This window comes from Palleronia abyssalis, from assembly GCF_900302445.1.
Classification (GTDB): Bacteria; Pseudomonadota; Alphaproteobacteria; order Rhodobacterales; family Rhodobacteraceae; genus Palleronia; species Palleronia abyssalis.
Map to the genome: position 1 here is coordinate 472,515 of NZ_ONZF01000002.1, position 22,573 is coordinate 495,087.

Here is a 22,573-nt window from a genome sequence, read left to right on the forward strand (position 1 = left end):
GTGCATCCCGCCCGGCAATGGGCAACCCGCCGCTTGCCCCATGCGCCATGGCGGTTAAGGGTGCCCGCGAGGGCGGACCTCTGCCCGACAGTTCAAGGAGAGTTGCAATGAAAACCCGCGCCGCCGTCGCCCTTGAGGCCGGCAAACCGCTTGAGATCATGGACGTGAACCTGGAAGGCCCACGCGCCGGAGAGGTGCTGGTCGAAATCAAGGCGACCGGATTATGCCACACCGACGAGTTCACCCGTTCCGGCGCCGACCCCGAAGGCGCGTTCCCCGCGATCCTGGGCCATGAGGGCGCGGGCATCGTGCAGGAAGTCGGCGAGGGCGTGACCAGCGTGAAGCCCGGCGATCATGTCATCCCGCTTTACACGGCCGAGTGCCGGGAATGCGAATACTGCCTGAATCCCAAGACCAACCTGTGCCAGAAGATCCGCGGCACACAAGGTCAGGGCGTCATGCCCGACGGCACCTCGCGCTTCTCGATGGAGGATGGCACCCCGATCCTGCACTACATGGGCTGCTCGACCTTTTCGAACTACACGGTCCTTCCCGAGATCGCGCTCGCCAAGGTCAACCCGGACGCGCCGTTCGACAAGATCTGCTATATCGGCTGCGGCGTGACGACCGGCATCGGCGCCGTGATCTACACCGCCAAGGTCGAGGTCGGATCGCGCTGCGTGGTGTTCGGTCTGGGCGGCATCGGCCTGAACGTCATTCAGGGCCTGCGTCTGGCCGGTGCCGAGATGATCGTCGGTGTCGATATCAACGATTCCAAGAAAGAGATCGCCGAGCGCTTCGGCATGACGCATTTCGTTAATCCCAACGAGGTCGAGGGCGATCTGGTCCCCTATATCGTCGACCTGACCAAGGGCGGGGCGGACTATACGTTCGAATGCATCGGCAAGACCCCGGTCATGCGCCAGGCGCTGGAATGCGCGCACAAGGGCTGGGGCGAGTCGATCATCATCGGCGTCGCCGGCGCGGGCGAGGAAATCTCGACCCGGCCGTTCCAGCTGGTCACCGGCCGTGTCTGGCGCGGATCTGCCTTCGGCGGGGCGCGCGGGCGGACGGACGTGCCGAAGATCGTCGACTGGTACATGCAGGGCAAGATCGAGATCGATCCGATGATCACCCACAAGCTGACGCTGGACGAGATCAACCACGGCTTCGACCTGATGCACGAGGGCAAGTCGATCCGCGCGGTCGTCGAGTACTGACCCTGCTGTCGCGGCGGCGTCTGGTCGCCGCGACGCCTTTCGGGGCCGTCCCAACGGGAAGGGCGGCGCCTTTCGTCAGTCGGGATCGACCTTGCCGCGCAGGGCCTTGACCTCGCCGCGCGTCTTCTTGGCCTTCAGCCGCCGTTTCTTCGATCCGTAGGTGGGCTTTGTCGGGATGCGGCGCTTGGGTTTTTCCAGCGCCTGCCGGATCAGTTCGACCAGCCGGTCGCGGGCAATCTCGCGGTTGCGGGCCTGATGGCGCGTTTCACTGACCTGGATCAGCAGCGCGCCGTCCTTGGTCCAGCGCCGCCCGGCCACCCTGCGCAGGCGCGACTTCACGGCCTCGGGCAGATTGGGCGACCGCTCGGCCTCGAACCGAAGCTCGACGGCGGTGGCCACTTTGTTCACGTTCTGCCCACCCGGGCCGCCGGCCTGGGTGAATTGTTCGGTGATCTCCCAATCCTCGATCGAGATGCGGTCGTTTACCCGTATCGTCATGTCAGGATCAGAACCACGGACAGCGCGTAAAGTCCAAGGACCAGCACGCTTTCGAACCCGATCACGGCCGGGCCCGTCCGCTCGCGGCGCAAAAGACCCAGAAGCAGGACGCCCACCATCAGCAGCGCGATCAGCGCGGTTGTTCGGTCGGCCTGGCTCATCCGCTCGTAGATCGAGCCGGGATAGACCGTGTCGGCGGCGGCAAGGAACATCACCTCGAACGAGTTGCCGCCGATGATGTTGCCGATCGCTAGGCTGACAGCGCCCGCGTGCACGGCGGCAATGGCGGTCACCAGCTCGGGCAAAGAGTTCGCGACGGCCGCGAAGATCGTGCCGATGGGGCCCGCGCCGATCTCGGTCTTGTCCAGCAGGCCTATGGACGCCTCGCCGATGGCATAACCCGCCACGGCGGTGATCCCGGCCAGGATCAGGAACTGCGTCCACAGCGTGCTCATACGGCCCTCGACATGGTCGACCTCCGAGACCTCCTCCTGCGTCTCGTCGGTCTGAACCGGTTTCCACATGGGATCCTGTTCGATCTTCCACAAAAGGCGCAGGCCGAAGATATAGACGACGGGGGTGACGATCGTGGCGGGGTGGATGCGCCAGATCAGCATCTCTCCCTCGTTCGAGGCGATCAGCGGGATCGTCAGCATCACTACCATCAGCACGCCCTGCGCCAGACCCACGGTCGAGGCCGCCGCGTGTTCCAGGTTCGCGCGCCTGTACACCAGGTCGGCCACGGCGACGAACGCGGTCTGCGCGGTCAGGCCCCCAAGCGCGTTGCCGATGGCAAGCTCGGGCGCGCCCTGCGCCGCGGTCGAAACGGACGTGATCGCGCCCGGCAGGGACGTGGCGGCGCCCACGAACAAGGCACCCGCGATGACCTCGCCCAGCCCGGTGCGGTCGGCCAGCTCGTCGGCGACATAGGACAGGCGGGTTCCGGCGATGCAGATCGCGGTGGCGGACAGAACGAAGACCGCGACAAGGCCCCAGAGCGGATAGAGCGATATCTGAAGGATTGACGGCATGAGTTCCCCGGATTTCGGGCCTGAACGCCTGGTCAAAAGAAAAGGGACCGCCGGAAGTCGACGGTCCCTCGAATGTTTCGGAGGTAGGCCCGGTTAGGGTCCGACCCAATCATGGTTCTTTCGTCTGCGGGGCTGCCCTCAGACGTCGGCCCCCATGACTGTTCCGACCTCACACTCCTGCATCATTCTAGACACTGGACCACCTCCTTTCGCTGATTGCCGATAGGGGGACGGTGCCACATATTTCGCGTGTGTCAAACGGTTTTACGCCGCATCTGGTGTCATCTTCTCGGTGATGACGCGGAACGGCGCCAAAGCGATCATAGCCAGTGCCAGTTTGACCAACCAGTCGGCAAACGCCAAAGACATCCAAAGGGGTGCCACGGGGCCAACGCCGACAAGCGGCAGCGCCTCGTTCGCCCAAGAGACGTCGCCGGGAAGGAGGCCCGACAGGCTGGCCGAAAACGCGATCGAAAAGAACAGCGCGGTGTCCAGCGCCGATCCCACGACCGACGACGCCAGCGGCGCCTGCCACCAGGCATGGCCGCGGATGCGGTCGAAGATCGCGACATCGGCCAGTTGCGCGATCAGGAACGCCGAGCCCGAGGCGATGGCGACGCGCACGGTAACGATGGGGCCGAACTCGCCCTGGATCTGGGTGCCGATCAGCGAACAGATGACTCCGACGATGAAGCCCGCGATTACCACCTTGCGGGCGGTGGGCGCGCCATAGACGCGGTTCATCACGTCGGTGACGAGGAAGGCCAGGGGATAGCTGATCGCGCCCCAGGTCAGCCATTGGCCAAGCAGGTATTGCACGAGGATGTTCGAGGCCACGACAATGGCGGCCATGGCAAGGATGCCGGGAAGAAGACGGGACATGTCGTTATCCGTTTTTTAGACAAGGTGACCGGAGACTTGTGCCCGCCCATGCGGGACCGGGCGCGTCTAGCGCGCCCGCCCGCGGGGTTCAAGCCGCCTTGCCGTCAGTCCGCGAGGCGGTATTCCACGATCTCGGTCTTTTGCAGGGCGAAGAAATTGTCGTCCGAGATCATGGTCAGCCGCAGATCGCCCGTCGCATCGCGCCAGACCGCCAGCCCTTCCAGGTTGTCGTGCTGACCGGGTCTGGACGTGAGCAAGACGTCCTCATCCCGGATCTGCCGTCCTGCCAGGGTGAACCGACGCACTCGGCTGCTGAAGCCGAACACACTGCGCAAATTGCGTTCGAGCAGGTACAGCCGACCTTCATCGTCGAAGTCCAGACCTACGGGGACGAAACCGTTCCCAGCCGGCAACAACGGTCCGGGCCTCCAGTTTTCGTCCTCAAACACGAAGACGCGAAAGCCGTCGCCTGAATTGGTTTCCGGGACCGCCCAGAGCGTGCCATCCGATGCGATGGCCAGCCCTTCGAGCCTTCGGTTATTTGGGAAGACGTCCACCTCCTCGGGCGTCGGGAAAGAGATCGGGTCCCCGTCTGGGGTGTTATAGCGCACGAGCCCCTGGCGCCCGCCTTCCAGAGAGATCCAGATCGTTCCGTCCGGGGAGACGGCCAGACCCTCACTGTCCAGCTTGCCGGTCCCCTCATAGAGGGCAAGCGGCGTTGGCAAGCTGGCCGAAACGCCGTCGATCTGCCCATCCGGTCCACGAGAGAGACCAATCCGCGCAATCCGCCCCCGGTCAGAGATCACGGTGCCCTCGCGCCCGTCCTCCGACAGGTCGATCCCCGAATATCCGCCGTGATCCTCGACCTCGCTATCCCAGCGCCAGCTGCCCACCAGCTCGGCGGCGTCGGCGGGCAGGGCAAAGGCGAGGGCGAGGATCAGCGCGCCAGAACGGCCTGGCATGCTTGCGGAAGGTCGGCCATGGTCAGTTCCCGCTTGGGCTGCGGCGCGGGGGCGTTTGGGTCGCGTGGTTGCGGGGGCGGGTTCAGGATGTTCCGCACCCACTGGCGGGCATCCTCGCACCCGTCGCCCGGGGGCGGCGGATCCTGGGCCACGCAACCCGTCGCGTTGTCGGGGCACGAAAGCCGGACGTGGAAATGATAGTGATGCCCGTACCAGGGCCGCACCTTGCGCAACCAGGACCGGTCGCCCGTGGCGTTGTCGCACATGGCAACCTTGGCGCCGGGGAAGATGAAGATGCGCTCGACCCGGGGATCGGTCGCGGCGGCCTTCACAATGGTTTCCTGGAACGAAGACCATGCGCTGTTGGTGTAGGCGCCTTCGGCGCGGCGGTAGGACTTGGCACTGATGTTTTCGCGCTGGGTGCGGTTCAAGCCCAGCGTCGCGGGCATCAGCCAGATATCCGCATCCAGACCGATCTGGTGGCTGGCGTGACCGGTCAGCATCGGCCCGCCCGACGGTTGGCTCATGTCGCCGACATAGATGCCGTTCGACGCGGGGTGCGCGGCGGCGGCGCGGCTGATGCCCTGAACGACGTCGATGGTCTGGGGCAGCGCCCAGTTGCGGTTCCGGCTCAGGCGCATCGCCTGCCAGGTCGGGCCGGTTTCGGGCAATTGTTGTGCGCCGGCCATGCAGCCCTTGGAATAGAAGCCGTAAGGCGCGCTGGGCAGGGCGGCGGGGGTCGGCTTGTTGCCGAACAACTGCTTTGCCATGCCGCTTTGGGTCACTTCGACCCCGGCAAGGCTGGGCACGGGGATCTTGGAACTGCCGCAGGCGGTGAGCGCCACAAGGCCTAATGCGGCAAGGAAACGGGTTACACTCATACGACGGGATCTCCCTCGGGGTTGACCCACGCTAGCAGAATCAATCCCACCGCGAAAAGGACGATCAGGGGGGATATGCCCCATTGTTGCGATCCCGTAAGCGATGTTGCCACACCTATCGACAGCGGGGCCAGGAATGAGGTCGCCTTTCCCGACAGCGCATAGAGGCCGAACGCCTCGGTCATCCGCGCGCGGTTGCCCTGCCGGACCATCATCGTGCGGCTGGCCGATTGCAGCGCCCCGCCCGCCGCGCCGATGGTCGCACCGATCACCATGAACACCGTGTCGGGCAGCGACGAGTCCGGCGCCTGCGGAAGGCCGAACACCGTCTCGCGGCTGACGAAGATCGTCGCGATGACGGTCAGCATCAGGGTCGTGGTGCAGATCACGATCACCGGCATGGGTCCGAACCGTTCATCCGCGCGGCCGCCGATCCACGCGAAAAGCGCGCCTGTGACGACGGCAAGGATCCCGAACGTGCCGGTCTGCACGACCGACCAGTCGAGCACGCCCGCGGCAAAGATCGCCCCCAGCGCATAGGCCCCCGACAGCCCGTCGCGATACAACATTGACGAGATCAGGAAGGTCAGCTGCGACGGCGTTTCGGGCAGGCGGCGGATCGTCCGGCCCAGGTCGCGCAACGCGCCGCGGATGTCGACGCGGCGGGTCGTCGTCCGCGGCTCTTTCACCCACAGGAAGAACGGGATCATGAACAGGGCATACCAGATGGCCGTGAAGGGGCCGACGAAGCGCGTCCCCTCGCGCGCCTCCGCATCCAGGCCGAACAACGGCTGAAGCCCGATCAGCGTGGTCCCCGTCGCCTCGTCTTCGGCGAACAGTAGCAGCATCATGACCAGCGCGATCAGCCCGCCCAGATAGCCGAACGCCCAGCCGGAGCCGGAGATGCGCCCGATCGTCCCTCGCGTGGCCAGATCCGGCAGCATCGAGTTGGTGAAGATCGTCGCGAACTCCATCCCGATGAGACCGATGCCGAAGAAGAACAGCGTGCGGATCAGGGCGAAATCCTGCGGCGCGGCGAACCACAGCGCGCCCGAGCCGATGACATACAGCGCCGAGAACCCCCAGATCCACGGCATTCGCCGGCCGCCCTGGTCCGCGATGGCCCCCAGCACCGGCGCCAGGATCGCCATGACGATCCCCGCCGCCGCGATGCCATAACCCCAGGCTGCTTGCGCTTGCGACCCGTCTTCGAGGACCGAGGCGACGTAGGGACCGAAGATGAAGGTGATCAGAAGCGTGTTATAGGGCTGGCTGGCCCAGTCGAAGAAGTACCACCCCCAAATGCGCTTGCGCGCGACTTTCTCGGCCATGCCCGCCCCCGCCCGTTTCGCGCGCATCAAACACGCGCGGGCGCATCCGGCAAAGGGTTATTCGGCCATCGGGGGCCAGGGGCGGTGATCGTCCGCCTCGGCCCACCGTGTGACCCAATCGGGCAGGGCGGGGCTTTCGCGGCTGCCCATGGCCTCGGCGGCCTCGGACATGGGGATCATGCGCTTGCGATCGGTCACGGCGGTGCGCAGCAGGACGTGGCTGGTGCATTCGCCATCCGTGTCTCTGAACATCGCCTGTTCGATATACAGGAACTTGGCGTCCCAGCCGACGATGCGGCTGCGCATCTGGACCTTGTGGAACATCTGCACCCGGCGGCGATAGCGCACGCTGGCCCCCGCCACGGTGCCGACCCAACCCTTCTTGCGCATGAACCCCACGACGCCCACCCGGTTGAACAGGACCAGCCGCCCCAGATCGTAGAGCGTCAGAGTGCGTCCGTTGTTCAGTTCGGCCCACATGTCGATGTCGATGGGCCAGATGCGATGGTGGCTGACATGCGTCTCGAACAGTCCCAGCGCTGGGGCGCTGCGGTGCACGAACAATTCCTTGGCGAAACGCAGGATCGGATACATCTTCAGCCCCCATTAACCCTGCGGCGAGGTGGCCTGCCGCGCGCCAGCGGTCAAGTCTTGCCGCAGGGGGTGTCGGTGGTTACGTAGCGACGGACGCAAGACAGGGACCCCAATGCTCTCGGTAATCCAGATCCTTCTCCTGATCCTCGACGTGGTGTGGTTCATCATGATCGCCCACATCATCATGTCGTGGCTGATAAACTTCCAGGTGCTGAACCTGCGCCAGCCGCTGGTGGCGCAAATCTGGGACGGCCTGAACCGTCTTCTGGAACCGCTCTACGGCCCGATCCGCCGAATCCTTCCGCCGATGGGGGGGCTCGATCTTGCGCCGCTGGTGGCGCTGATCGCCGTCTATGCCCTGCGGATCATCCTGATGAACAACGCGCCCGCCTTCTACTGACGACTGCGGCCCGCGCTTGTTCCCCGAGTCCCGATATGGGATCGGGGGCGACGCGCCGCGACAAACCTCAGGGACAGGCCCATGCCAGAGCCACAGGCGATCCTCGCCTCCGTTTTCGGATTCTCGGATTTCCGCCCGGGCCAGGGAGAGATCGTCGAGGCCGTGACGGCGGGGGAGCCGGTGCTGGCCATCATGCCCACGGGTGGCGGCAAGTCGCTGTGTTACCAACTGCCCGCGCTGCTGCGCGACGGGGTGACGCTGGTCGTCTCTCCCCTGATCGCCCTGATGCGCGATCAGGTCCGGGGCTTGCAGGAAGCGGGGGTCGCCGCCGGCGCCCTGACCTCGGCCAATACCGAGGATGAGACGCGCGCGATCTTCGATCAGCTCGAGTCGGGCACGCTGAAGCTGCTCTACCTCGCGCCCGAACGCCTGGGCTCGGCCGCCGGGATGTTGAGGCGCGCCAATGTCAGCCTGATCGCCGTGGACGAGGCGCATTGCGTCAGCCAATGGGGCCACGATTTCCGCCCCGACTACCTGCGCATCGGTGAGCTGCGCCGCAGCCTGGGCGTGCCGCTGGCCGCCTTCACCGCGACCGCCGACGCCGAGACGCGCGATGAAATCGTCACCCGCCTCTTCGACGGGGTGGAACCCCGGATGTTCCTGCGGGGCTTCGACCGGCCGAACATCCACCTGGCCTTCCGCCCCAAGGACAAGCCGCGCCAGCAAATCCTGTCCTTCGCCGCTGCCCGCAAGGGGCAGTCTGGCATCGTTTATTGCGGCACCCGGGCCAAGACCGAAGGGCTGGCCGACGCACTGGGCCGCGAGGGGCACGCCGCGGCCGCCTATCACGGCGGGATGGAGGCCGAGCAGCGCCGTCATGTCGAAACCCGGTTCGCGGTCGAGGACGGTCTGATCGTTTGTGCCACCGTGGCCTTCGGGATGGGCGTGGACAAGCCGGACATCCGTTGGGTCGCCCATGCCGACCTGCCGAAATCCATCGAGTCCTATTACCAGGAGATCGGCCGCGCCGGGCGCGACGGTGCCCCGGCCGAGACGATGACCCTCTACGGTCCCGACGACATCCGCTTGCGCCGATCCCAGATCGACGAGGGGCTTGCCCCGCCGGAACGCAAATCCGCCGATCACGGGCGGCTGAACGCGCTTCTGGGCCTGGCCGAGGCGCTGGGCTGCCGACGTCAGCGTTTGCTGTCCTATTTCGGGGAAACGGCCGAGCCGTGCGGGAATTGCGACCTGTGCGACCGGCCGCCCGACACGTTCGATGGGACCGAGGCGGTGCGCATGGCCCTGTCGGCCATCCTGCGCACCGGCGAGTATTTCGGCGCGGGCCACCTGATCGACGTGCTGACAGGGCGGCAGACCGAAAAGGTCAAGCAGCGCAGCCATGACGACCTGCCGACCTTCGGCGTGGGTCGGGCGACGCAGCCCCGGCAATGGCAGGCGATCTTCCGGCAGATGATGGGCCTTGACCTCGTGCGCCCCGATCCCGAACGCCACGGGGCGCTGCGCATGACCGAGGCCGCGCGCCCCGTCCTGCGCGGCGAGGACAGCGTGACCCTTCGCCGCGACGTGCTGACCGCGACCGATCGGCCGGCGGCGAAGGCACTGGTCTCGGACGAGGATGCGCCGCTTCTGTCGGCGCTGAAGGCCAAGCGCCGCGCCCTGGCCGAGGCGCAGCGCGTTCCGGCCTATGTCATATTCACGGACAAGACCCTGATCGAGATGGCCGAGACGCGGCCCGATACGCTTGACGCCATGGCCCGGATCGGTGGTGTCGGGGCCACCAAGCTGGAACGGTATGGTGCCCAGTTCCTCGAGGTGATCGCGGGCGAAGTCCAGATGCCGCACCCGGCGCGGCGAAAGCTGGCCGGACAGGCATCGGGCGCCATCTACGACCGGCTTCTGGAGGCGCAGGCCGACCTTGCGCGGGGCGAAGACGGCACCGGCAAACCCCTGTCCTGCACGGCCGGCACGTTACGCTGGATCGCCGAACGGCGCCCCGACACGCGCGAGTTTCTAGCCCGTGCCCCCGGCCTGAACGAGCCCAAGCTGGACCGGTTCGGGGACGCGTTCCTCGAGATCGTCCGCGACACCGGGCCGGGTTGAGCTTTGCGCGGCGCCGGGGCATATCCCCGTCCCGCGATCCAAGGAGGTGTGCGTGCTGATCCTGTTGTCCCCGGCGAAGAACCTGAACGAGGCGCGTGCCGCTGGCCATGCGACCACCACACCGCGGTTCCTGAACGAGGCCAGGGAACTGGTCGACGTCGCCCGCACGTGGTCTGCGGCTGACATCGCCGAATTGATGAAGGTCTCCCCCGCGATTGCGGAACTGAACGCGGACCGTTTCGCGGACTGGTCCCCGCATGATCGGGAAGGGGCCTCGGCGGGCCTGATGTTCGACGGCGACGTCTACAAGCACCTGGACCTGCCTACCCTCGACGCGCCCGCCCGTGATGCGGCGGACCGACGACTGCGGATCCTGTCCGGGCTTTACGGTCTGTTGCGCCCGGCCGACGCGATCGCCCCCTACAGGCTTGAGATGGGGCGGAAATTGCCAGGTCATCCGGCGGGAACACTCTACCGCTTCTGGGGCGACAAGATCGCCCGCGCCGTGGTCGATGACTGCCGCAGCTTGGGTGTCGATGTGGTCCTGAACCTGGCTTCCTCTGAATACGCGAAGGCCGTCGACCGGGGGGCGCTGAATGACCTGACCATCATCGAACCGCGCTTCGAGGAAGAGCGCGGAGGAAAGCGCAAGGTCGTGGCCGTCTCGGCCAAGCGGGCGCGAGGGGCCATGGCGCGCTGGGTGCTTGAAACGGGGGCCAGCACGCCGGCCGACCTGACCGGGTTCGATGTCGGCGGTCATGCCTTCGACGCCGAGGCATCGACAGAGGGCCGTCCGGTCTTTCTGCGCGCCTGAACCGTCAGGTCGTTTCGGCCAGTCCGGCGGTTGCGGCCTCGACCTCTTCTGCCAGCACCGCGCGGCTCAGCGGTTTGGTCAGTACCCGGTCAATACCCGCGTCGTGCATTCTCTGGGTGTCGGTGGGGTGCGCGTGCGCCGTCATGGCGACGATCCGCAGCGGCGATGCACCGGCGTCCCGCTCCTGTGCCCGGATGCGGCGGGTCATCTCGCACCCGTCCATGTCGGGCATAGAAATGTCCGTCAACAGAAGGTCCGGCCGCTGAGACCGTATTTGCGCCAGACAATCCTCCGCGCGCTCGACCATCGTGATTTCCGCCTCAAAAGGTTCCAACAGCTTCTTAAGGACCAACCGGTTCGTCGCGTTGTCCTCAGCCGCCAGGATTCTGAGCATACGCGGCACCGGGGCGGCGTCTGCCTCGCTGGAAACGGGCAACGTCACCTCGAAGATCGACCCGCCGCAGTCCCGCGGTCTGTAGACGATGGACCCGTCCATCCGCTCGACCAGCTTGCGGCAGATCGCCAGGCCCAGACCGCTACCATCATGCGAACGGTCCGCCCCGTCTTCGCCCTGAACGAACCCCTCGAAAATCGTGGCGGCCCGGTGGTCAGGGATCCCCGGACCGGTATCCTGGACCGCGATACGCAGATCCCCCCCGTCGACGGCGCACCGAACGGTGACACCGCCGCTGTCGGTGAATTTCACGGCATTGCCCAGCAGGATCGCCAGAACCTGCCGAAGCCGTCTGGCATCGCCCACGCATTCGGGAAGGGGGGGGCAGTAGATGTCCAATGCCAGCCCGCGCTGCGCGGCTTCGGCCCGGAAGACCTCGGCCACGTCGCGCAGCAGGGCGGCGGCGTCGAAAGGCGCGATCGCCAGGTCGATCTGGCCCGCCTCGGCGCGCGAAAACTCCAGAACGTCGTCGAGGAGCGACATCAGGCCGCCCGCCGAACTGCGCAGCGTGCCGAGCATCTCTTTCTGATCGGAGTCGAGGTTCGTTTCCAGCAGCATGTCGGCCATGCCCACGAGGCCGTTCATCGGTGTCCGGATCTCGTGGCTCATGTTCGACAGGAACGCGGCCTTGGCGCGGGCTGCGGCTTCGGCGGCTTCTGCCAACCTCTCCAACTCAAGCTGCTGCGTCTTGGCGTCCGTAATATCGAGGTGAAAGCCGACATGCCCGCCATCCGGCAGTTCCACGTCCAGCGCGCGGATCCACCGACCGTTGGCCAGGCGTTCCTCGACCGGCTCTGCGTCGGCACGGCGGTCGAGCCACTGGTCGAGCCAGTCCTCCTCTCGGTCCTTGGCGGCGGGAAACAGTCCCCGCGCCAGCCCACGCCGCAGGATGTCGGCGAATTGGGTCCCGGTCGGAAGGGCGACCCCGGCGCCGACATAGGCTGACCGGAATTCCGCGTTGGACAGGACCACCCGGTCGGCAGCATCGGTCATGACGAACCCGTCGGGCAGGGATTCTATGGCGGTGGACAAGCGGATCATGTCGGACTGGTCCATCACCAGCGTGACGAACCCCCCGGTCGACAGACGCTGTGAAGTGACTCGAAGGAACCGCCCGTCCCAATGGCGTACCAGGCGATCGGGAACGCTGTCGCCGCGGATGGTCGAGACCATGCGGCTGACCCAGCTCGCCGGATCGTCGCCACCGGTATCGGCGACCCCTTCCTCGACGAGAATTTCGAGCATACGCCGGTAGGAGATGCCCGGCCTGATTTCGTCGATCTCGCCCAGGAAGCGAAAATAGGCATCATTCGCAATCACCAGATGGTCGTCCGCACCCCAGATCGCGAAGCCATTCGCAAGTGTCTGGACGGCAGCCCAAAGGATCATCTGATCCGGCGCCGCACCGCCTTGCGGCGTCGGTGGAGGCAGGGGCGCTGCCTCGATCGGGCGCCGGGCATCCTGGCGCTTCTCCGCGATCTCGCGATTCAGGCGGCGCGACGTCTCTTCAAGGCGCGCGATCTTCTCGGTGAGCTCACGCTCCCGTTTTGCAGCCATTCGTTCCGAGGCAAGCCGCGCGCGGCGCTCCCGCTCGGCGCTCAGCCCCTTGTCGTGCAACATCGCGCCACCACAGTTTGGATGGCGCGAGTGTGCGCAAGCGGATGTTAAGGCGACGTGAAGACCGGATCAGATCCGTTCGATCGCCAGCGCGATACCCTGACCGCCGCCGATGCACATCGTGATCAGCGCCTTCGATCCACCGATGCGCTGCAGCTCGTACATTGCCTTGACGGTCAGGATCGCGCCCGTGGCCCCCACCGGATGGCCCAGCGCGATGGCGCCGCCATTGGGGTTCACCTTCGCCCCGTCAAGGCCAAGTTCGCGATTGACGGCCAACGCCTGCGCCGCGAACGCCTCGTTTGATTCGATCACGTCGAACTGGTCGACCGTCACGCCGGTCCGATCGCACAGGGCGCGCACGGCCGGGATGGGGCCGACGCCCATGACCTCGGGGCGGACGCCCGAATGGGCATAGCCCAGAACGCGGAACATTGGCTTCAGTCCCGCCTTCTCGGCCGCGGCGCCCTTGGCCAGAACCAGGGCAGCGGCGCCGTCGTTGATGCCGCTGGCATTTCCGGCTGTGACCGTGCCGTCCTTCTGGAACACCGGGCGCAACCCCGCCAGTTGCTCGGCCGAGGTTTGCTTGGGGTGTTCGTCCTTCTGGAACGCCACCGTGTCGCGCTTGATCCTGATCTCGACTGGCACGATCTGATCTTGAAAGCGGTCGTCGGCCATGGCGCCGGCGGCGCGCTCCTGCGAGGTCAGCGCGAAGGCGTCCTGATCCTCGCGGCTGATCTGATGTTCCTTCGCAACGTTCTCCGCCGTCACGCCCATATGGCCGGTTCCGAACGGGCAGTTCAGCGCGCCCAGCATCATGTCCTGGGTCGAGACGTCGCCCATCTTCTGGCCCCAGCGCAGGGCAGGCAGGATGTGGGGCGAGCGGCTCATGCATTCGGCGCCACCGGTCAGCACGAAATCGGCGTCGCCCATGGCCAACGCCTGCACCACGCTGACGATGGCCTGCGCGCCTGACCCACACAGCCGGTTCACGTTCATCGCGGGCACCGTCTCTGGCACGCCGGCATCCATCGCGGCAACGCGGGACAGGTACATGTCGCGCGGTTCGGTGTTGATGACATGGCCGAAGGCGACATGGCCGATCTGCCCGCCCTCGACGCCCGCCCGCTCCAGCGCGGCTTTCGAGGCGGTGGCCGCCAGATCGATCGGCGGCGTTCCGGCAAGCGATCCGCCGAAGGTGCCGATGGCGGTGCGTGCGCCACCCAGAATGACGATATCGTCCAGCATATGGTCTCTCTCCCGTTCGTGGTGCGCGGACCCTATCCCGCGGCGGCACCGGCGAACAAGGGACCGCGGCAGCCCCGGTCACGCGACGGGCAATGATCCGTGAAGACGGGCGGGAACCGGTTAAATTCCGGAAACAGGCGAACTAACATCGGGGTCGCTCTGTTCGGAGGGTAATCATGTATCGTATCGTCACCATATTGGCCGCGCTGATCGCGGCCCCCGCCGCCGCGCAGGACTCCCCTGCTTCGGCCGATGTGCCCCAAGCCACGGTCGAGCCATTGATCACGCCGCGCGCACGACCCGAGGATTTGCCCACCGTGTCCCCCCGTCAGACCGCGTTCGAGGATTGGCTGTCGCAGTTCAGGGGCCGCGCGCTGGCCCAGGGGGTCGACCGGGCGACGGTCGATGCCGCGCTGGATGGGCTGGAATACGACACTGGCGTCATCTCGCGCGACCGGAACCAGGCTGAGTTCAACAGCACCATCTGGGAGTATCTGGATCGCGCCGTATCCGACACCCGCGTCGAGAACGGGCGCGCCGCGCTGGAAACCCATGCCCGGCTTCTGGACGCGATCGAGGCGCGCTACGGGGTCGAGAAGGAGGTCGTCGCGGCGATCTGGGGTCTGGAGTCGGCCTATGGAGAGTTCCGGGGCGAGACCGACATCATAGAGGCGCTGGCCACGCTGGCCTTCGATGCCCGTCGCGGGTCGTTCTTCGAGTCGCAACTGGTCGGCGCGCTGAAGATCATCCAGGCTGGCGACGTCACGCGCGAGGGCATGACCGGATCCTGGGCCGGGGCGATGGGGCACACGCAGTTCATCCCGACCTCGTACCTGGTGCACGCGGTCGATTTCACCGGCGACGGCAAGCGCGACATCTGGGGCGAGAATCCTGCCGATGCGCTAGCCTCGACCGCCGCTTATCTGGCCGGCTATGGGTGGGTGCAGGGGCAACCTTGGGGCGTGGAAGTCAGCCTGCCCGAGGATTTCGACTATCGCCTCGCCCGGCGCGGCGAGACACGGCTGCCTTCGGAATGGGCCGAACTTGGCGTTACCGGAGTGGACGGCGAAACCGTTCCCGACCATGCCGAGGCGTCCCTTTTGTTGCCTGCGGGCGCGCAGGGCGCGGCGTTCATGATCTTCCCGAATTTCGGTGTGATCGAACGCTATAACACCGCCGACGCCTATGTCATTGGCGTCGGGCATCTGTCGGATCGTCTGGCGGGCGGCGACCCGATCCAAGCTGACTGGCCGCGTGACGACCGCGCCCTGACACAGGACGAGAAGGAAGAGCTTCAGCGCCGCCTGACCTCGGCCGGGTTCGACACGCGCGGCATCGACGGGCGGATCGGGCCGCTGACGCTCGATGCGATCCGGGCGTTCCAGCGGGCGCGGGGCATGGTCCCGGATGGGTATGTATCGCTGCGGATTCTGAACATGCTGCGTGAAAGCTGACCCTATTTCAGGGTCAGTCCGCTGATCGTGGCATCCACCGTGCTGTCGGTGTCGTCACTGTCGGACGACACCGCGATCCCCAGAAGCTCGCTGGGGCGGGTGCCAAAGGCGTCCTGCAGGTCCTCCGTCAGATTCACGTCTACCTCCTCGGCGCCCGTACCCGTGCCCGATAATACGATGGTCTTGCCCCGTTCGCCCAGATAGGGGCTGTCGAGCACCGTTCCCGGCGCGCTTTGGCCGCCGCGAACATAGACGAGGATGCGCACGTCGTCCTCGTTCAACAGGCTCCGCAGGGAGGCGTCCTCAAGCTCGGTCGCCGTATCGGGGTCGGAGAATACGAAGTAGAGCGCGAGGTTCCTGTCGTCGCCGCCCTTCACCGACAGGTCCGTCGCGGGCACGCCTTCGAGCACGTCCCAGGTCCATGACGCGGTCTCGGACCCGGCAAGGTCCGGCGTGCGACGATAGACCAGCGAGACGGAATCGTCCGACGCGACGGTCAGCGTGTCGCCCCCGAGCCCGTATTCGTTGTCAGCCTGGAACGGGAATTTCTGCGTTTGCCACTGGTCGTCGAACGCGACTTCGGCAGCGAATGCGGGCAGGGACAGGGCCGTCAGAAGCGAGGCCAGGGGCAAGGTGCGGGTCATGTATCCTCCGGGAGTGTGGCGGGTCCTCGTCCCACTCACGCACGGATCGGTGTCAGGGGGCCGCCCCTGACGCAGACGTGATCCCCAGGGGGACGGTTGCGGCCGTCTCTCGCCCTTCCGACATGGGCCAATCGAGGGGGATCGCAACCTCGCCACGGCCCTCTCGCAACCGCGCCAGCGCCTCCTGGTCCACATTCGCCCGCGCCCAGCCCGGTTCATCGGGGGAAAGTTCGGCTAGGATCCCGTAATCGGGGAACCCCCGGTCGGGCGGCGCGAAGATGCCCGCGCCGGACCGGTTCGTATCCAGAAAGCAGCATCCCGCCACGTCGCCCACCGTCTGCGACAGCACGGTGACGCAGGCGCCTTCAAGCGCCCGCGCGCGGGCCGCGTTGCGCACGCGGGCTGCGCCATGGGGGGCGTCGGTGCAGGCGGGGATCAGCAGAACCTCGCAGTCCTGCGCGCGGGCCAGCAGTGGGAACTCGGCATCGTGGCAGATCAGAACGCCGATGCGGCCCAGTGCGGTGTCGAATACCCGCAGCGGATCGCCCGGAATCAAGGCGGTGTGCGCCCGTTCGTACGGGGTCGGGATCTGCTTGTCCTGCCAAGCCACGCTGCCATCGGGTGCGATCAGCCACGCGCGGTTCACCACGCCCGCATCGGTCTCCACCGGCAGGCTGCCGGTCAGGATGTGCCGCCCGTGGCGATGTGCCAGACCGGCATGCAAATCGCGCACACGGTCCGCGACCGCGGTCGCGTGGTCCACCCAGTCCTGCGGCGTGTCGCGGGGAGGGGGGGCGATCAGGCATCCTTCCATCCCCGCGTATTCGGGAAACACGGCCAGGTCCGCCTTGCATCCCGCAATCCAGTCCTCGACCTTCCTGGCGTAGGACCGCCAGTCGGGGTGCCATTCCAGAGGCCATGTCGCCGATGCAACCCTCACAGGTGCTTCACCCACACGCGAAGGGGTTTTTCCGTCGGGGTATCCCGGTCCAGATCGGTCCAGGTCATGTGAATGAACGCCTCCGTCCCCACGTATCCGCGCCGCTCCCAAAAGGGGATCAACGACCGCGGGCCTTCGGGGCGCAGGGGGTGATGGTCCGGGCGTTCGACGCCGCAGAACATCGATATGGTATACCCAAGCTCGCGCGCATGCGCCTCGCGGATGTCGAAGAAGGCGTGGCCCGCCCCTTGACCGCGATAGCCGGGCAAAAGCACCGACTCCGCGCAGTAGAATACCGCGTCCATCGACAGGCCCAACTTATCCAGCGGTACGTCTTGAGCGTCTTCGTGACATGCAAGCGGCATGCCGGTCGCGCATCCGACCGTGTGATTGCCATCCCGTGCGGCCACGAGGATGGCCCCCGGCGTATCGCGATAGCTGCGCAGATAGTCGGCCTCTTCCCCCGGATCCCCGTCATACAGGTAGGGCCACGCGCGAAATACCTCGGCCCGGAGGCGGGCCAGATCGTCCAGGGCCGCCCCGACCTTGGCCCCGGTCGAGGTCTCGAAAGTCAGGTTCATCCCCCGACCTGCCGCAACCAGTCCTCCAGGTTGTAGTAGGTCGTCACCCGGGTGATCCGCCCGCCGCCAATGTCGAAGAACGACCCGACTGGCAGGACATAGCTCTGCCCCGTCGCTTCAGGCAGGCCATCCTGGGTTTGCAGGTACTGCCCGTGGATCATGAATTCGGCGGCCACCCGACCGCGGGGGCCCTCGAACAGCGTCAGGTCCTCCGCCCGTTCGGAATAGGCGCGGTCCATCTCGGCCAGGAACGCGCGGAAGGCATCCTTGCCGGGCCGCAATTCACCCTGATTGGGGAAATGGCTCACGTCCTGGGATACAAGCGCCAGCATTCCATCGGCATCGCCGGCGTTGAAAGCGGCAAAATATCGGCGGATCAGGTCTGTTTCATCACTCATACCGCCTTTTTTCCTGGTCGAAAGAGCGCTCGCAACCCTGATATGCAAATTTCTATCCGAGGTTGTATATCACGTCGCGATACACAATCTGACGAGCTCTGGCAGCATACCTTCGGAAGCGAGTACGTATGTGCAGCCAACAAGGGGCCATTATGAAGATTCTGCGTAATTCCTTCAAAGAACGTCTGATATCGGGAAGGCACCAGCTTGGGCTGTGGAACGCCATTCCGGGGCCTGTCGTGTCCGAGTTGCTGGCGCATACCGGGTTCGACTGGATCGTCGTCGATACCGAGCATAGCCCGATCGAGGTGTCCGGTGCGCTGCCCGCCCTTCAGGCGCTGGCCACGGTGCCGGATGTCGGGGCTGTGGTCCGCCCCGCCGCGAACGACGTGGTCCTCATCAAGCGGCATCTGGACCAGGGCGCGCAGACACTTCTGATCCCCCAGGTCCAATCGGCGGAAGAGGCGAGTGCAGCCGTCAGCGCCATGCGCTATCCGCCGCGTGGCGGTCGTGGGGTGGCCGGTCTGCACCGCGCGAGCCTTTACGGCGCGATCCCCGACTACATCACGGCCGCCGAAGCCGAACTGTGCCTGATCGTACAGATCGAGACCGCCACCGCGCTCGACAGGCTCGAGGCCATCGCGACGGTCGAGGGCGTGGACGGGATCTTCATCGGTCCTTCTGACCTGAGCGCGTCGATGGGATATCCCGGCGAATTGGACCACCCCGAAGTGCGCTCGGCAATCGATGGCGCCATCGACCGGGCGAAAGCGGTCGGCGTGCCCATCGGTATCCTTGCCACGGGTCAAGATACGGCAGCCGCCCATATCGCGCGGGGGACCTCGTTCACAGCCGTCGGCCTTGACGTCGGGATCCTGGCGAACGGGGCGCGCGCACTGCGCGCTGCCTTCAACTGACGGGTCCGGCGATGGCCATCCTGGACCCGGATCCGCACACGGCGATGCCCCCCATCCGGACGGCGCGCGTTCTGTTGGCCGATGACGATACGCTTCTTCGCGATTTGCTGGCCAATTTCCTGCGCGAAGAGCCCGAGTTCGACGTGACGGTGGCCGACGATCTGAATCAGACCTTGGCCCATTTGAGAGGCGGCCCCGGGTTCGGCGTCATCGTGATCGGCTACGACCTGCCCGGAAGCAGCCAGCTTGACGCCTACGACGCGATCTGCAGCGCGGCGCCCAACGCACGGATCGCCCTGCTGTTGAACGCTGCCTGGCCAGACGTCGCCTTCTGGACGAAGGCGAAGAATGTGGCGGGTTTCCTGCCCAAGACGATCACGGGTGCGAGACTGGTTCAGGCCATCAAGGCCATGGCGTCCGGGCAAAGCATCGCCGACACCGACTTTCTGAACGTGGTCGCGGAAGAGCATCCTTTGGCGTCACGCCTCAGCCGTCGCGAGATCGAGGCGCTGGCCTGCCTCGTCTGCGGCCTTTCGAACAAGCAGATCGCCCGTCGCCTTAACATCAGCGAGCCGACCGTGAAGATGCACGCCAAGTCGCTGTATCGCAAGATTGGCGCGGCGAACCGGACGCAGGCGGCCATGATCGCCCGGCAAGAGGGGCTGTTCTGAGCCCTCAGCCGCCGCGCGGGTCCAGAAGCCGCTTCATCAGGCCGCGTTCGGACACTTGACCGATGGTCTCTCCGTCGCGTGTGACCGAGATCGGCCCGTCCGAGGCGACGAGGGCGCGCATCGTTTCCTCGACGCTGGCGCCGTGATCGACCTTCAGATGCCCGCCCGCGCCGTCTTCCATCACGTCACGCGCGGTCAGTACGCCCAGCGGGTTCATATGGGCCACGAACTCGGCCACGTAATCGTCCGCGGGGTTCGAGAATATCTCGGCCGGGCGCCCGCATTGCACGATCCGCCCGCCTTCCATGATTGCGATGCGGTTACCGATCTTGAACGCCTCGTCCAGATCGTGGCTGACGAAGACGATGGTTCGCTGCAACCGCTGCTGAAGCTCCAGCAACTCGTCTTGCAGTTTGCCCCGGATCAGCGGGTCGAGGGCAGAGAACGGCTCGTCCATCAGAAGGATCGGCGCGTCGGTGGCGAAGGCGCGGGCCAAGCCCACGCGCTGCTGCATCCCGCCCGACAGCTCGCCCACCTTGCGCTCGGACCAGTCGGACAGGCCGACAAGCTCCAGCTGGCGGTCCACCGCTTCGACCCGGGCCTTCTTCGACTGGCCGCCAAGCTCCAGCCCCAGCCCGACATTCTCGCGCACGGTGCGCCAGGGCAGCAGGCCGAACTGCTGGAACACCATCGACACGGTATCCAGCCGCAGACTGCGCAGCGTCTTGCGATCGGCGTGAGTGACGTCGACCATCCGGTCGCCCGACCGCACTTCGACCTTGCCGCGCGCCACGGGGTTCAACCCGTTCACGGCCCGCAGAAGCGTGGACTTGCCCGAGCCCGAAAGCCCCATCAGGACGAGGATCTCGCCCTCTTCCACGTCCACCTTGCAGTCGTGCACGCCCAGAACCTGGCCGGTCTTCTCCTGAATGGTCGGGCGGTTCTGCCCCTGATCCATCAGCGGAAGCGCGTCCTCGGGCCGGTCTCCGAACACGATCGAGACGTTGTCGATCCGAACTGCCGTACTCATTTGCGCGTCCCCACGTTCAGCATGCGATCAAGGATGATGGCGACGACCACGATGACGAACCCGCTCTCGAACCCCAGCGCGGTGTTCACCGAATTCAGCGCCCGCACCACCGGCACGCCCAGACCGTCCGCGCCGACAAGGGCGGCGATCACAACCATCGACAGCGACAGCATGATGGTCTGGTTCAGGCCGGCCATGATCTGCGGGAAGGCGCTTGGCATCTCGACCTTCCACAGAAGTTGGCGCGGGGTGGCGCCGAAGGCGCGCGCGGCCTCGACCAGCGCCGTGGGGGTGTTCGCGATCCCCAAATAGGTCAGGCGGATCGGCGCGGGCAACACGAAGATCACCGTGGCGATCAGACCCGGCACCATGCCGATGCCGAAGAAGACGATCGCCGGGATCAGATAGACGAAGGTCGGCAGCGTCTGCATCAGGTCCAGCACCGGGCGGATGGCGGCATACAGCTTCGGGCGGTGCGCCGCCGCGATGCCGATGGGCACCCCGATGGCCATGCAGACGATGCAGGCGGACAGGACCAGCGTCAGGCTTTCGGTCGTTTCCTCCCAATAGTCCTGGTTGAGGATGAACAGGAACCCCAAGCCGACGAACAGGCAGACCTTCCAGTTCTTCTGCAGCGCCCATGTCAGCGCCACGAAGGCCGCGATGATCAGAAGCGCCCACCAATCTTCCGCGCCCACGGGACCCTGAAGCACCAGCAGGATCGCGTCGATCAGCACCTCCAGCACGTCCGATAGCCAGTCCAGCAGGAATTGCAGGTTGTCGTTGATCCAGTCGAACGCCGTTTCGGCGATGTCGCCCACCGGCAGCTTGTTGTTCGTCAGCCAGTCCATCCGGTCCCCTCGCTTTCAAGAAAACGGCCCCGCCCGATCGGTGGGCAGGGCCGCGATGTCGCGCCCGGGGGCGGCTTACAGCTCCAGTTCTTCCTGAACGGCGGCGAGGCCGGGCTCGCCCTCGACGGTGGTCACGCCTTCAAGCCAGGGCTCGACCACGTCCGGGTTGGCCTGAAGCCATTCGAGAGAGGCTTCTTCGGCATCCATGCCGTCATCCAGGATCTTGCCCATGATCTCGTTTTCCATCGGCAGGCTGAACTGCATCTGCTGCAGAAGCTGGCCGACATTCGGGCACTCCTCGACGAAACCTTGACGTGTAACGGTGTGGACTTGGCCTTCACCGCCGAAGAAATCCTCGCCGCCTTCCAGATACTCCAAGTCGAAATTGGCGTTCATCGGGTGTGGCTCCCAGCCAAGGAACACGACGTCTTCCTCGTCGTCCACCGCGCGGCGCACTTGCGCCAGCATGCCTTGTTCGCTGCTTTCGCGGACTTCGAGGGCGCCCATGCCGTACTCGTCCTCTTCGGTCAGCCCGATGAGGTAGGCGTTGCCTTCGTTGCCGGGCTCGATGCCATAGATCGTGCCGTCCAGCTCTTCCTCGAACTCGGCCAGGTCCTCGTAGGATTGCAGGCCCTTTTCGTAGGTGTAGGTCGGCACGGCCAGGTTATATTTCGTGCCTTCGAGGTTCACCGCGACCTGCTCGATCTCGCCCGAGTCGAGGTAGGGCTGGATCGCCTGGGTCTGCGACGGCATCCAGTTGCCCAGGAACACGTCGATGTCGTCGTTCTCAAGCGATGCGAAGGTCACCGGCACGGACAGGACCTTCACTTCGACGTCGTAACCCAGCGCGCTCAGCACGTGGTTGGCGACGGCGGTGGTGGTGGTGATGTCGGTCCAGCCCACGTCCGAGAACACGACTTCGTCGCACTGGGCACCCTGTGCCGCAGCGGCACCTGCACCCAGAAGTGCGACAAGCGAAGCGGAAGCGAGAAGTTTCATTATGGTCTCCCTGTTCTGTTCGATCTATTGAT

General features: G+C 65.8%; 23 protein-coding genes. 7 read left to right on the forward strand and 16 right to left on the reverse strand.

All coding sequences use genetic code 11. The features are described 5' to 3' along the window. The first annotated feature begins 107 nt into the window (after positions 1–107). The gene (locus tag PAA8504_RS06060) at positions 108–1,220 is read left to right on the forward strand and encodes an S-(hydroxymethyl)glutathione dehydrogenase/class III alcohol dehydrogenase (RefSeq protein ID WP_108893256.1); all 1,113 of its coding nucleotides are present in this window, start codon (positions 108–110) and stop codon (positions 1,218–1,220) included. A gap of 75 nt (positions 1,221–1,295) precedes the next feature. Here the strand turns inward: PAA8504_RS06060 and arfB are convergent, their stop codons facing one another. The 7 genes from arfB to PAA8504_RS06095 all read right to left on the reverse strand — a co-directional run bounded on the left by arfB (position 1,296) and on the right by PAA8504_RS06095 (position 7,399). Continuing rightward, the gene (gene arfB, locus PAA8504_RS06065; RefSeq protein ID WP_108893257.1) at positions 1,296–1,718 is read right to left on the reverse strand and encodes an alternative ribosome rescue aminoacyl-tRNA hydrolase ArfB; all 423 of its coding nucleotides are present in this window, start codon (positions 1,716–1,718) and stop codon (positions 1,296–1,298) included. Then, on the reverse strand, positions 1,715–2,749 hold the full coding sequence (locus PAA8504_RS06070) for a sodium:calcium antiporter (protein WP_108893258.1): 1,035 nt from the start codon (positions 2,747–2,749) through the stop codon (positions 1,715–1,717). The genes arfB and PAA8504_RS06070 overlap by 4 nt, the downstream gene beginning before the upstream one ends. 264 nt (positions 2,750–3,013) lie before the next feature. Continuing rightward, positions 3,014–3,631 (reverse strand): queuosine precursor transporter, encoded by a 618-nt coding sequence (locus PAA8504_RS06075; RefSeq protein ID WP_108893259.1) that lies wholly within the window; start codon positions 3,629–3,631, stop codon positions 3,014–3,016. Positions 3,632–3,735: 104 nt separating this feature from the next. Further along, positions 3,736–4,593, reverse strand: a complete 858-nt coding sequence (locus PAA8504_RS06080; RefSeq protein ID WP_108893260.1) for an esterase-like activity of phytase family protein — start codon at positions 4,591–4,593, stop codon at positions 3,736–3,738. Continuing rightward, positions 4,569–5,474: a penicillin-insensitive murein endopeptidase gene (mepA, locus tag PAA8504_RS06085; protein ID WP_108893261.1), complete on the reverse strand. Its 906-nt coding sequence runs from the start codon at positions 5,472–5,474 to the stop codon at positions 4,569–4,571. Before mepA ends, PAA8504_RS06080 begins: the two co-directional genes overlap by 25 nt. Next, positions 5,471–6,805 (reverse strand): MFS transporter, encoded by a 1,335-nt coding sequence (locus tag PAA8504_RS06090; RefSeq protein WP_108893523.1) that lies wholly within the window; start codon positions 6,803–6,805, stop codon positions 5,471–5,473. The genes mepA and PAA8504_RS06090 overlap by 4 nt, the downstream gene beginning before the upstream one ends. A gap of 57 nt (positions 6,806–6,862) precedes the next feature. Then, complete coding sequence (locus PAA8504_RS06095) at positions 6,863–7,399, reverse strand: acyl-CoA thioesterase (RefSeq protein WP_108893262.1); 537 nt, start codon at positions 7,397–7,399, stop codon at positions 6,863–6,865. Positions 7,400–7,511: 112 nt separating this feature from the next. Here PAA8504_RS06095 and PAA8504_RS06100 point away from each other — a divergent pair, with 112 nt between their 5' ends. The 3 genes from PAA8504_RS06100 to PAA8504_RS06110 all read left to right on the forward strand — a co-directional run bounded on the left by PAA8504_RS06100 (position 7,512) and on the right by PAA8504_RS06110 (position 10,737). Then, positions 7,512–7,799, forward strand: a complete 288-nt coding sequence (locus PAA8504_RS06100; protein WP_108893263.1) for a YggT family protein — start codon at positions 7,512–7,514, stop codon at positions 7,797–7,799. An 81-nt stretch (positions 7,800–7,880) separates the two neighbouring features. Then, a complete protein-coding gene (recQ, locus tag PAA8504_RS06105; protein ID WP_108893264.1) occupies positions 7,881–9,923 on the forward strand; it encodes a DNA helicase RecQ in 2,043 nt (680 codons plus the stop codon). A 52-nt stretch (positions 9,924–9,975) separates the two neighbouring features. After that, entirely contained in the window at positions 9,976–10,737 is a 762-nt protein-coding gene (locus tag PAA8504_RS06110) for a YaaA family protein (protein WP_108893265.1), read from the forward strand. 4 nt (positions 10,738–10,741) lie between these two features. Here PAA8504_RS06110 and PAA8504_RS06115 read toward each other — a convergent pair whose 3' ends face one another. Together PAA8504_RS06115 and PAA8504_RS06120 are read right to left on the reverse strand one after the other, a co-directional pair. Further along, on the reverse strand, positions 10,742–12,811 hold the full coding sequence (locus tag PAA8504_RS06115; protein WP_108893266.1) for a PAS-domain containing protein: 2,070 nt from the start codon (positions 12,809–12,811) through the stop codon (positions 10,742–10,744). Positions 12,812–12,877: 66 nt separating this feature from the next. Beyond that, positions 12,878–14,053 carry an acetyl-CoA C-acyltransferase family protein gene (locus PAA8504_RS06120; RefSeq protein ID WP_181375728.1) on the reverse strand — a complete coding sequence of 392 codons (1,176 nt, stop codon included), beginning with the start codon at positions 14,051–14,053 and terminating at the stop codon, positions 12,878–12,880. 179 nt (positions 14,054–14,232) lie between these two features. Here PAA8504_RS06120 and PAA8504_RS06125 point away from each other — a divergent pair, with 179 nt between their 5' ends. Then, entirely contained in the window at positions 14,233–15,510 is a 1,278-nt protein-coding gene (locus tag PAA8504_RS06125; protein ID WP_108893268.1) for a lytic murein transglycosylase, read from the forward strand. 2 nt (positions 15,511–15,512) lie between these two features. Here the strand turns inward: PAA8504_RS06125 and PAA8504_RS06130 are convergent, their stop codons facing one another. The 4 genes from PAA8504_RS06130 to PAA8504_RS06145 are packed head-to-tail and all read right to left on the reverse strand — an operon-like array spanning position 15,513 to position 18,073. Beyond that, on the reverse strand, positions 15,513–16,154 hold the full coding sequence (locus PAA8504_RS06130) for a DUF3047 domain-containing protein (RefSeq protein WP_108893269.1): 642 nt from the start codon (positions 16,152–16,154) through the stop codon (positions 15,513–15,515). A 52-nt stretch (positions 16,155–16,206) separates the two neighbouring features. Further along, positions 16,207–17,094, reverse strand: coding sequence for a nitrilase-related carbon-nitrogen hydrolase (locus PAA8504_RS06135; RefSeq protein WP_181375710.1), 888 nt, complete (start codon positions 17,092–17,094; stop codon positions 16,207–16,209). Beyond that, positions 17,091–17,675 carry a GNAT family N-acetyltransferase gene (locus tag PAA8504_RS06140; protein WP_108893271.1) on the reverse strand — a complete coding sequence of 195 codons (585 nt, stop codon included), beginning with the start codon at positions 17,673–17,675 and terminating at the stop codon, positions 17,091–17,093. Before PAA8504_RS06140 ends, PAA8504_RS06135 begins: the two co-directional genes overlap by 4 nt. Further along, positions 17,672–18,073 (reverse strand): ketosteroid isomerase-related protein, encoded by a 402-nt coding sequence (locus tag PAA8504_RS06145; protein WP_108893272.1) that lies wholly within the window; start codon positions 18,071–18,073, stop codon positions 17,672–17,674. Before PAA8504_RS06145 ends, PAA8504_RS06140 begins: the two co-directional genes overlap by 4 nt. Positions 18,074–18,225: 152 nt before the next feature. Between PAA8504_RS06145 and PAA8504_RS06150 the strand changes: the two genes are divergently transcribed. Together PAA8504_RS06150 and PAA8504_RS06155 are read left to right on the forward strand one after the other, a co-directional pair. Then, positions 18,226–18,990 carry an HpcH/HpaI aldolase family protein gene (locus PAA8504_RS06150; RefSeq protein ID WP_108893273.1) on the forward strand — a complete coding sequence of 255 codons (765 nt, stop codon included), beginning with the start codon at positions 18,226–18,228 and terminating at the stop codon, positions 18,988–18,990. Between the two features lie 11 nt (positions 18,991–19,001). Further along, positions 19,002–19,661 carry a response regulator transcription factor gene (locus PAA8504_RS06155; RefSeq protein ID WP_108893274.1) on the forward strand — a complete coding sequence of 220 codons (660 nt, stop codon included), beginning with the start codon at positions 19,002–19,004 and terminating at the stop codon, positions 19,659–19,661. Between the two features lie 4 nt (positions 19,662–19,665). On the opposite strand, the gene choV is transcribed toward PAA8504_RS06155, so the two are convergent. The 3 genes from choV to choX all read right to left on the reverse strand — a co-directional run bounded on the left by choV (position 19,666) and on the right by choX (position 22,541). Further along, a complete protein-coding gene (gene choV, locus PAA8504_RS06160) occupies positions 19,666–20,691 on the reverse strand; it encodes a choline ABC transporter ATP-binding protein (protein ID WP_108893275.1) in 1,026 nt (341 codons plus the stop codon). Further along, complete coding sequence (choW, locus tag PAA8504_RS06165; RefSeq protein ID WP_108893276.1) at positions 20,688–21,542, reverse strand: choline ABC transporter permease subunit; 855 nt, start codon at positions 21,540–21,542, stop codon at positions 20,688–20,690. Before choW ends, choV begins: the two co-directional genes overlap by 4 nt. Positions 21,543–21,617: 75 nt before the next feature. Further along, positions 21,618–22,541: a choline ABC transporter substrate-binding protein gene (gene choX / locus PAA8504_RS06170; RefSeq protein WP_108893277.1), complete on the reverse strand. Its 924-nt coding sequence runs from the start codon at positions 22,539–22,541 to the stop codon at positions 21,618–21,620. Between the last annotated feature and the right edge of the window lie 32 nt (positions 22,542–22,573).

Excerpts from the sequence above, each read along its gene's own strand:
- PAA8504_RS06060 (WP_108893256.1), top strand. The coding sequence starts at position 108 with ATGAAAACCCGCGCCGCCGTCGCCCTTGAGGCCGGCAAACCGCTTGAG.
- arfB (WP_108893257.1), bottom strand. The coding sequence starts at position 1,718 with ATGACGATACGGGTAAACGACCGCATCTCGATCGAGGATTGGGAGATC.
- PAA8504_RS06070 (WP_108893258.1), bottom strand. The coding sequence starts at position 2,749 with ATGCCGTCAATCCTTCAGATATCGCTCTATCCGCTCTGGGGCCTTGTC.
- PAA8504_RS06075 (WP_108893259.1), bottom strand. The coding sequence starts at position 3,631 with ATGTCCCGTCTTCTTCCCGGCATCCTTGCCATGGCCGCCATTGTCGTG.
- PAA8504_RS06080 (WP_108893260.1), bottom strand. The coding sequence starts at position 4,593 with ATGCCAGGCCGTTCTGGCGCGCTGATCCTCGCCCTCGCCTTTGCCCTG.
- mepA (WP_108893261.1), bottom strand. The coding sequence starts at position 5,474 with ATGAGTGTAACCCGTTTCCTTGCCGCATTAGGCCTTGTGGCGCTCACC.
- PAA8504_RS06090 (WP_108893523.1), bottom strand. The coding sequence starts at position 6,805 with ATGGCCGAGAAAGTCGCGCGCAAGCGCATTTGGGGGTGGTACTTCTTC.
- PAA8504_RS06095 (WP_108893262.1), bottom strand. The coding sequence starts at position 7,399 with ATGTATCCGATCCTGCGTTTCGCCAAGGAATTGTTCGTGCACCGCAGC.
- PAA8504_RS06100 (WP_108893263.1), top strand. The coding sequence starts at position 7,512 with ATGCTCTCGGTAATCCAGATCCTTCTCCTGATCCTCGACGTGGTGTGG.
- recQ (WP_108893264.1), top strand. The coding sequence starts at position 7,881 with ATGCCAGAGCCACAGGCGATCCTCGCCTCCGTTTTCGGATTCTCGGAT.
- PAA8504_RS06115 (WP_108893266.1), bottom strand. The coding sequence starts at position 12,811 with ATGTTGCACGACAAGGGGCTGAGCGCCGAGCGGGAGCGCCGCGCGCGG.
- PAA8504_RS06125 (WP_108893268.1), top strand. The coding sequence starts at position 14,233 with ATGTATCGTATCGTCACCATATTGGCCGCGCTGATCGCGGCCCCCGCC.
- PAA8504_RS06130 (WP_108893269.1), bottom strand. The coding sequence starts at position 16,154 with ATGACCCGCACCTTGCCCCTGGCCTCGCTTCTGACGGCCCTGTCCCTG.
- PAA8504_RS06140 (WP_108893271.1), bottom strand. The coding sequence starts at position 17,675 with ATGAACCTGACTTTCGAGACCTCGACCGGGGCCAAGGTCGGGGCGGCC.
- PAA8504_RS06145 (WP_108893272.1), bottom strand. The coding sequence starts at position 18,073 with ATGAGTGATGAAACAGACCTGATCCGCCGATATTTTGCCGCTTTCAAC.
- PAA8504_RS06150 (WP_108893273.1), top strand. The coding sequence starts at position 18,226 with ATGAAGATTCTGCGTAATTCCTTCAAAGAACGTCTGATATCGGGAAGG.
- PAA8504_RS06155 (WP_108893274.1), top strand. The coding sequence starts at position 19,002 with ATGGCCATCCTGGACCCGGATCCGCACACGGCGATGCCCCCCATCCGG.
- choV (WP_108893275.1), bottom strand. The coding sequence starts at position 20,691 with ATGAGTACGGCAGTTCGGATCGACAACGTCTCGATCGTGTTCGGAGAC.
- choW (WP_108893276.1), bottom strand. The coding sequence starts at position 21,542 with ATGGACTGGCTGACGAACAACAAGCTGCCGGTGGGCGACATCGCCGAA.
- choX (WP_108893277.1), bottom strand. The coding sequence starts at position 22,541 with ATGAAACTTCTCGCTTCCGCTTCGCTTGTCGCACTTCTGGGTGCAGGT.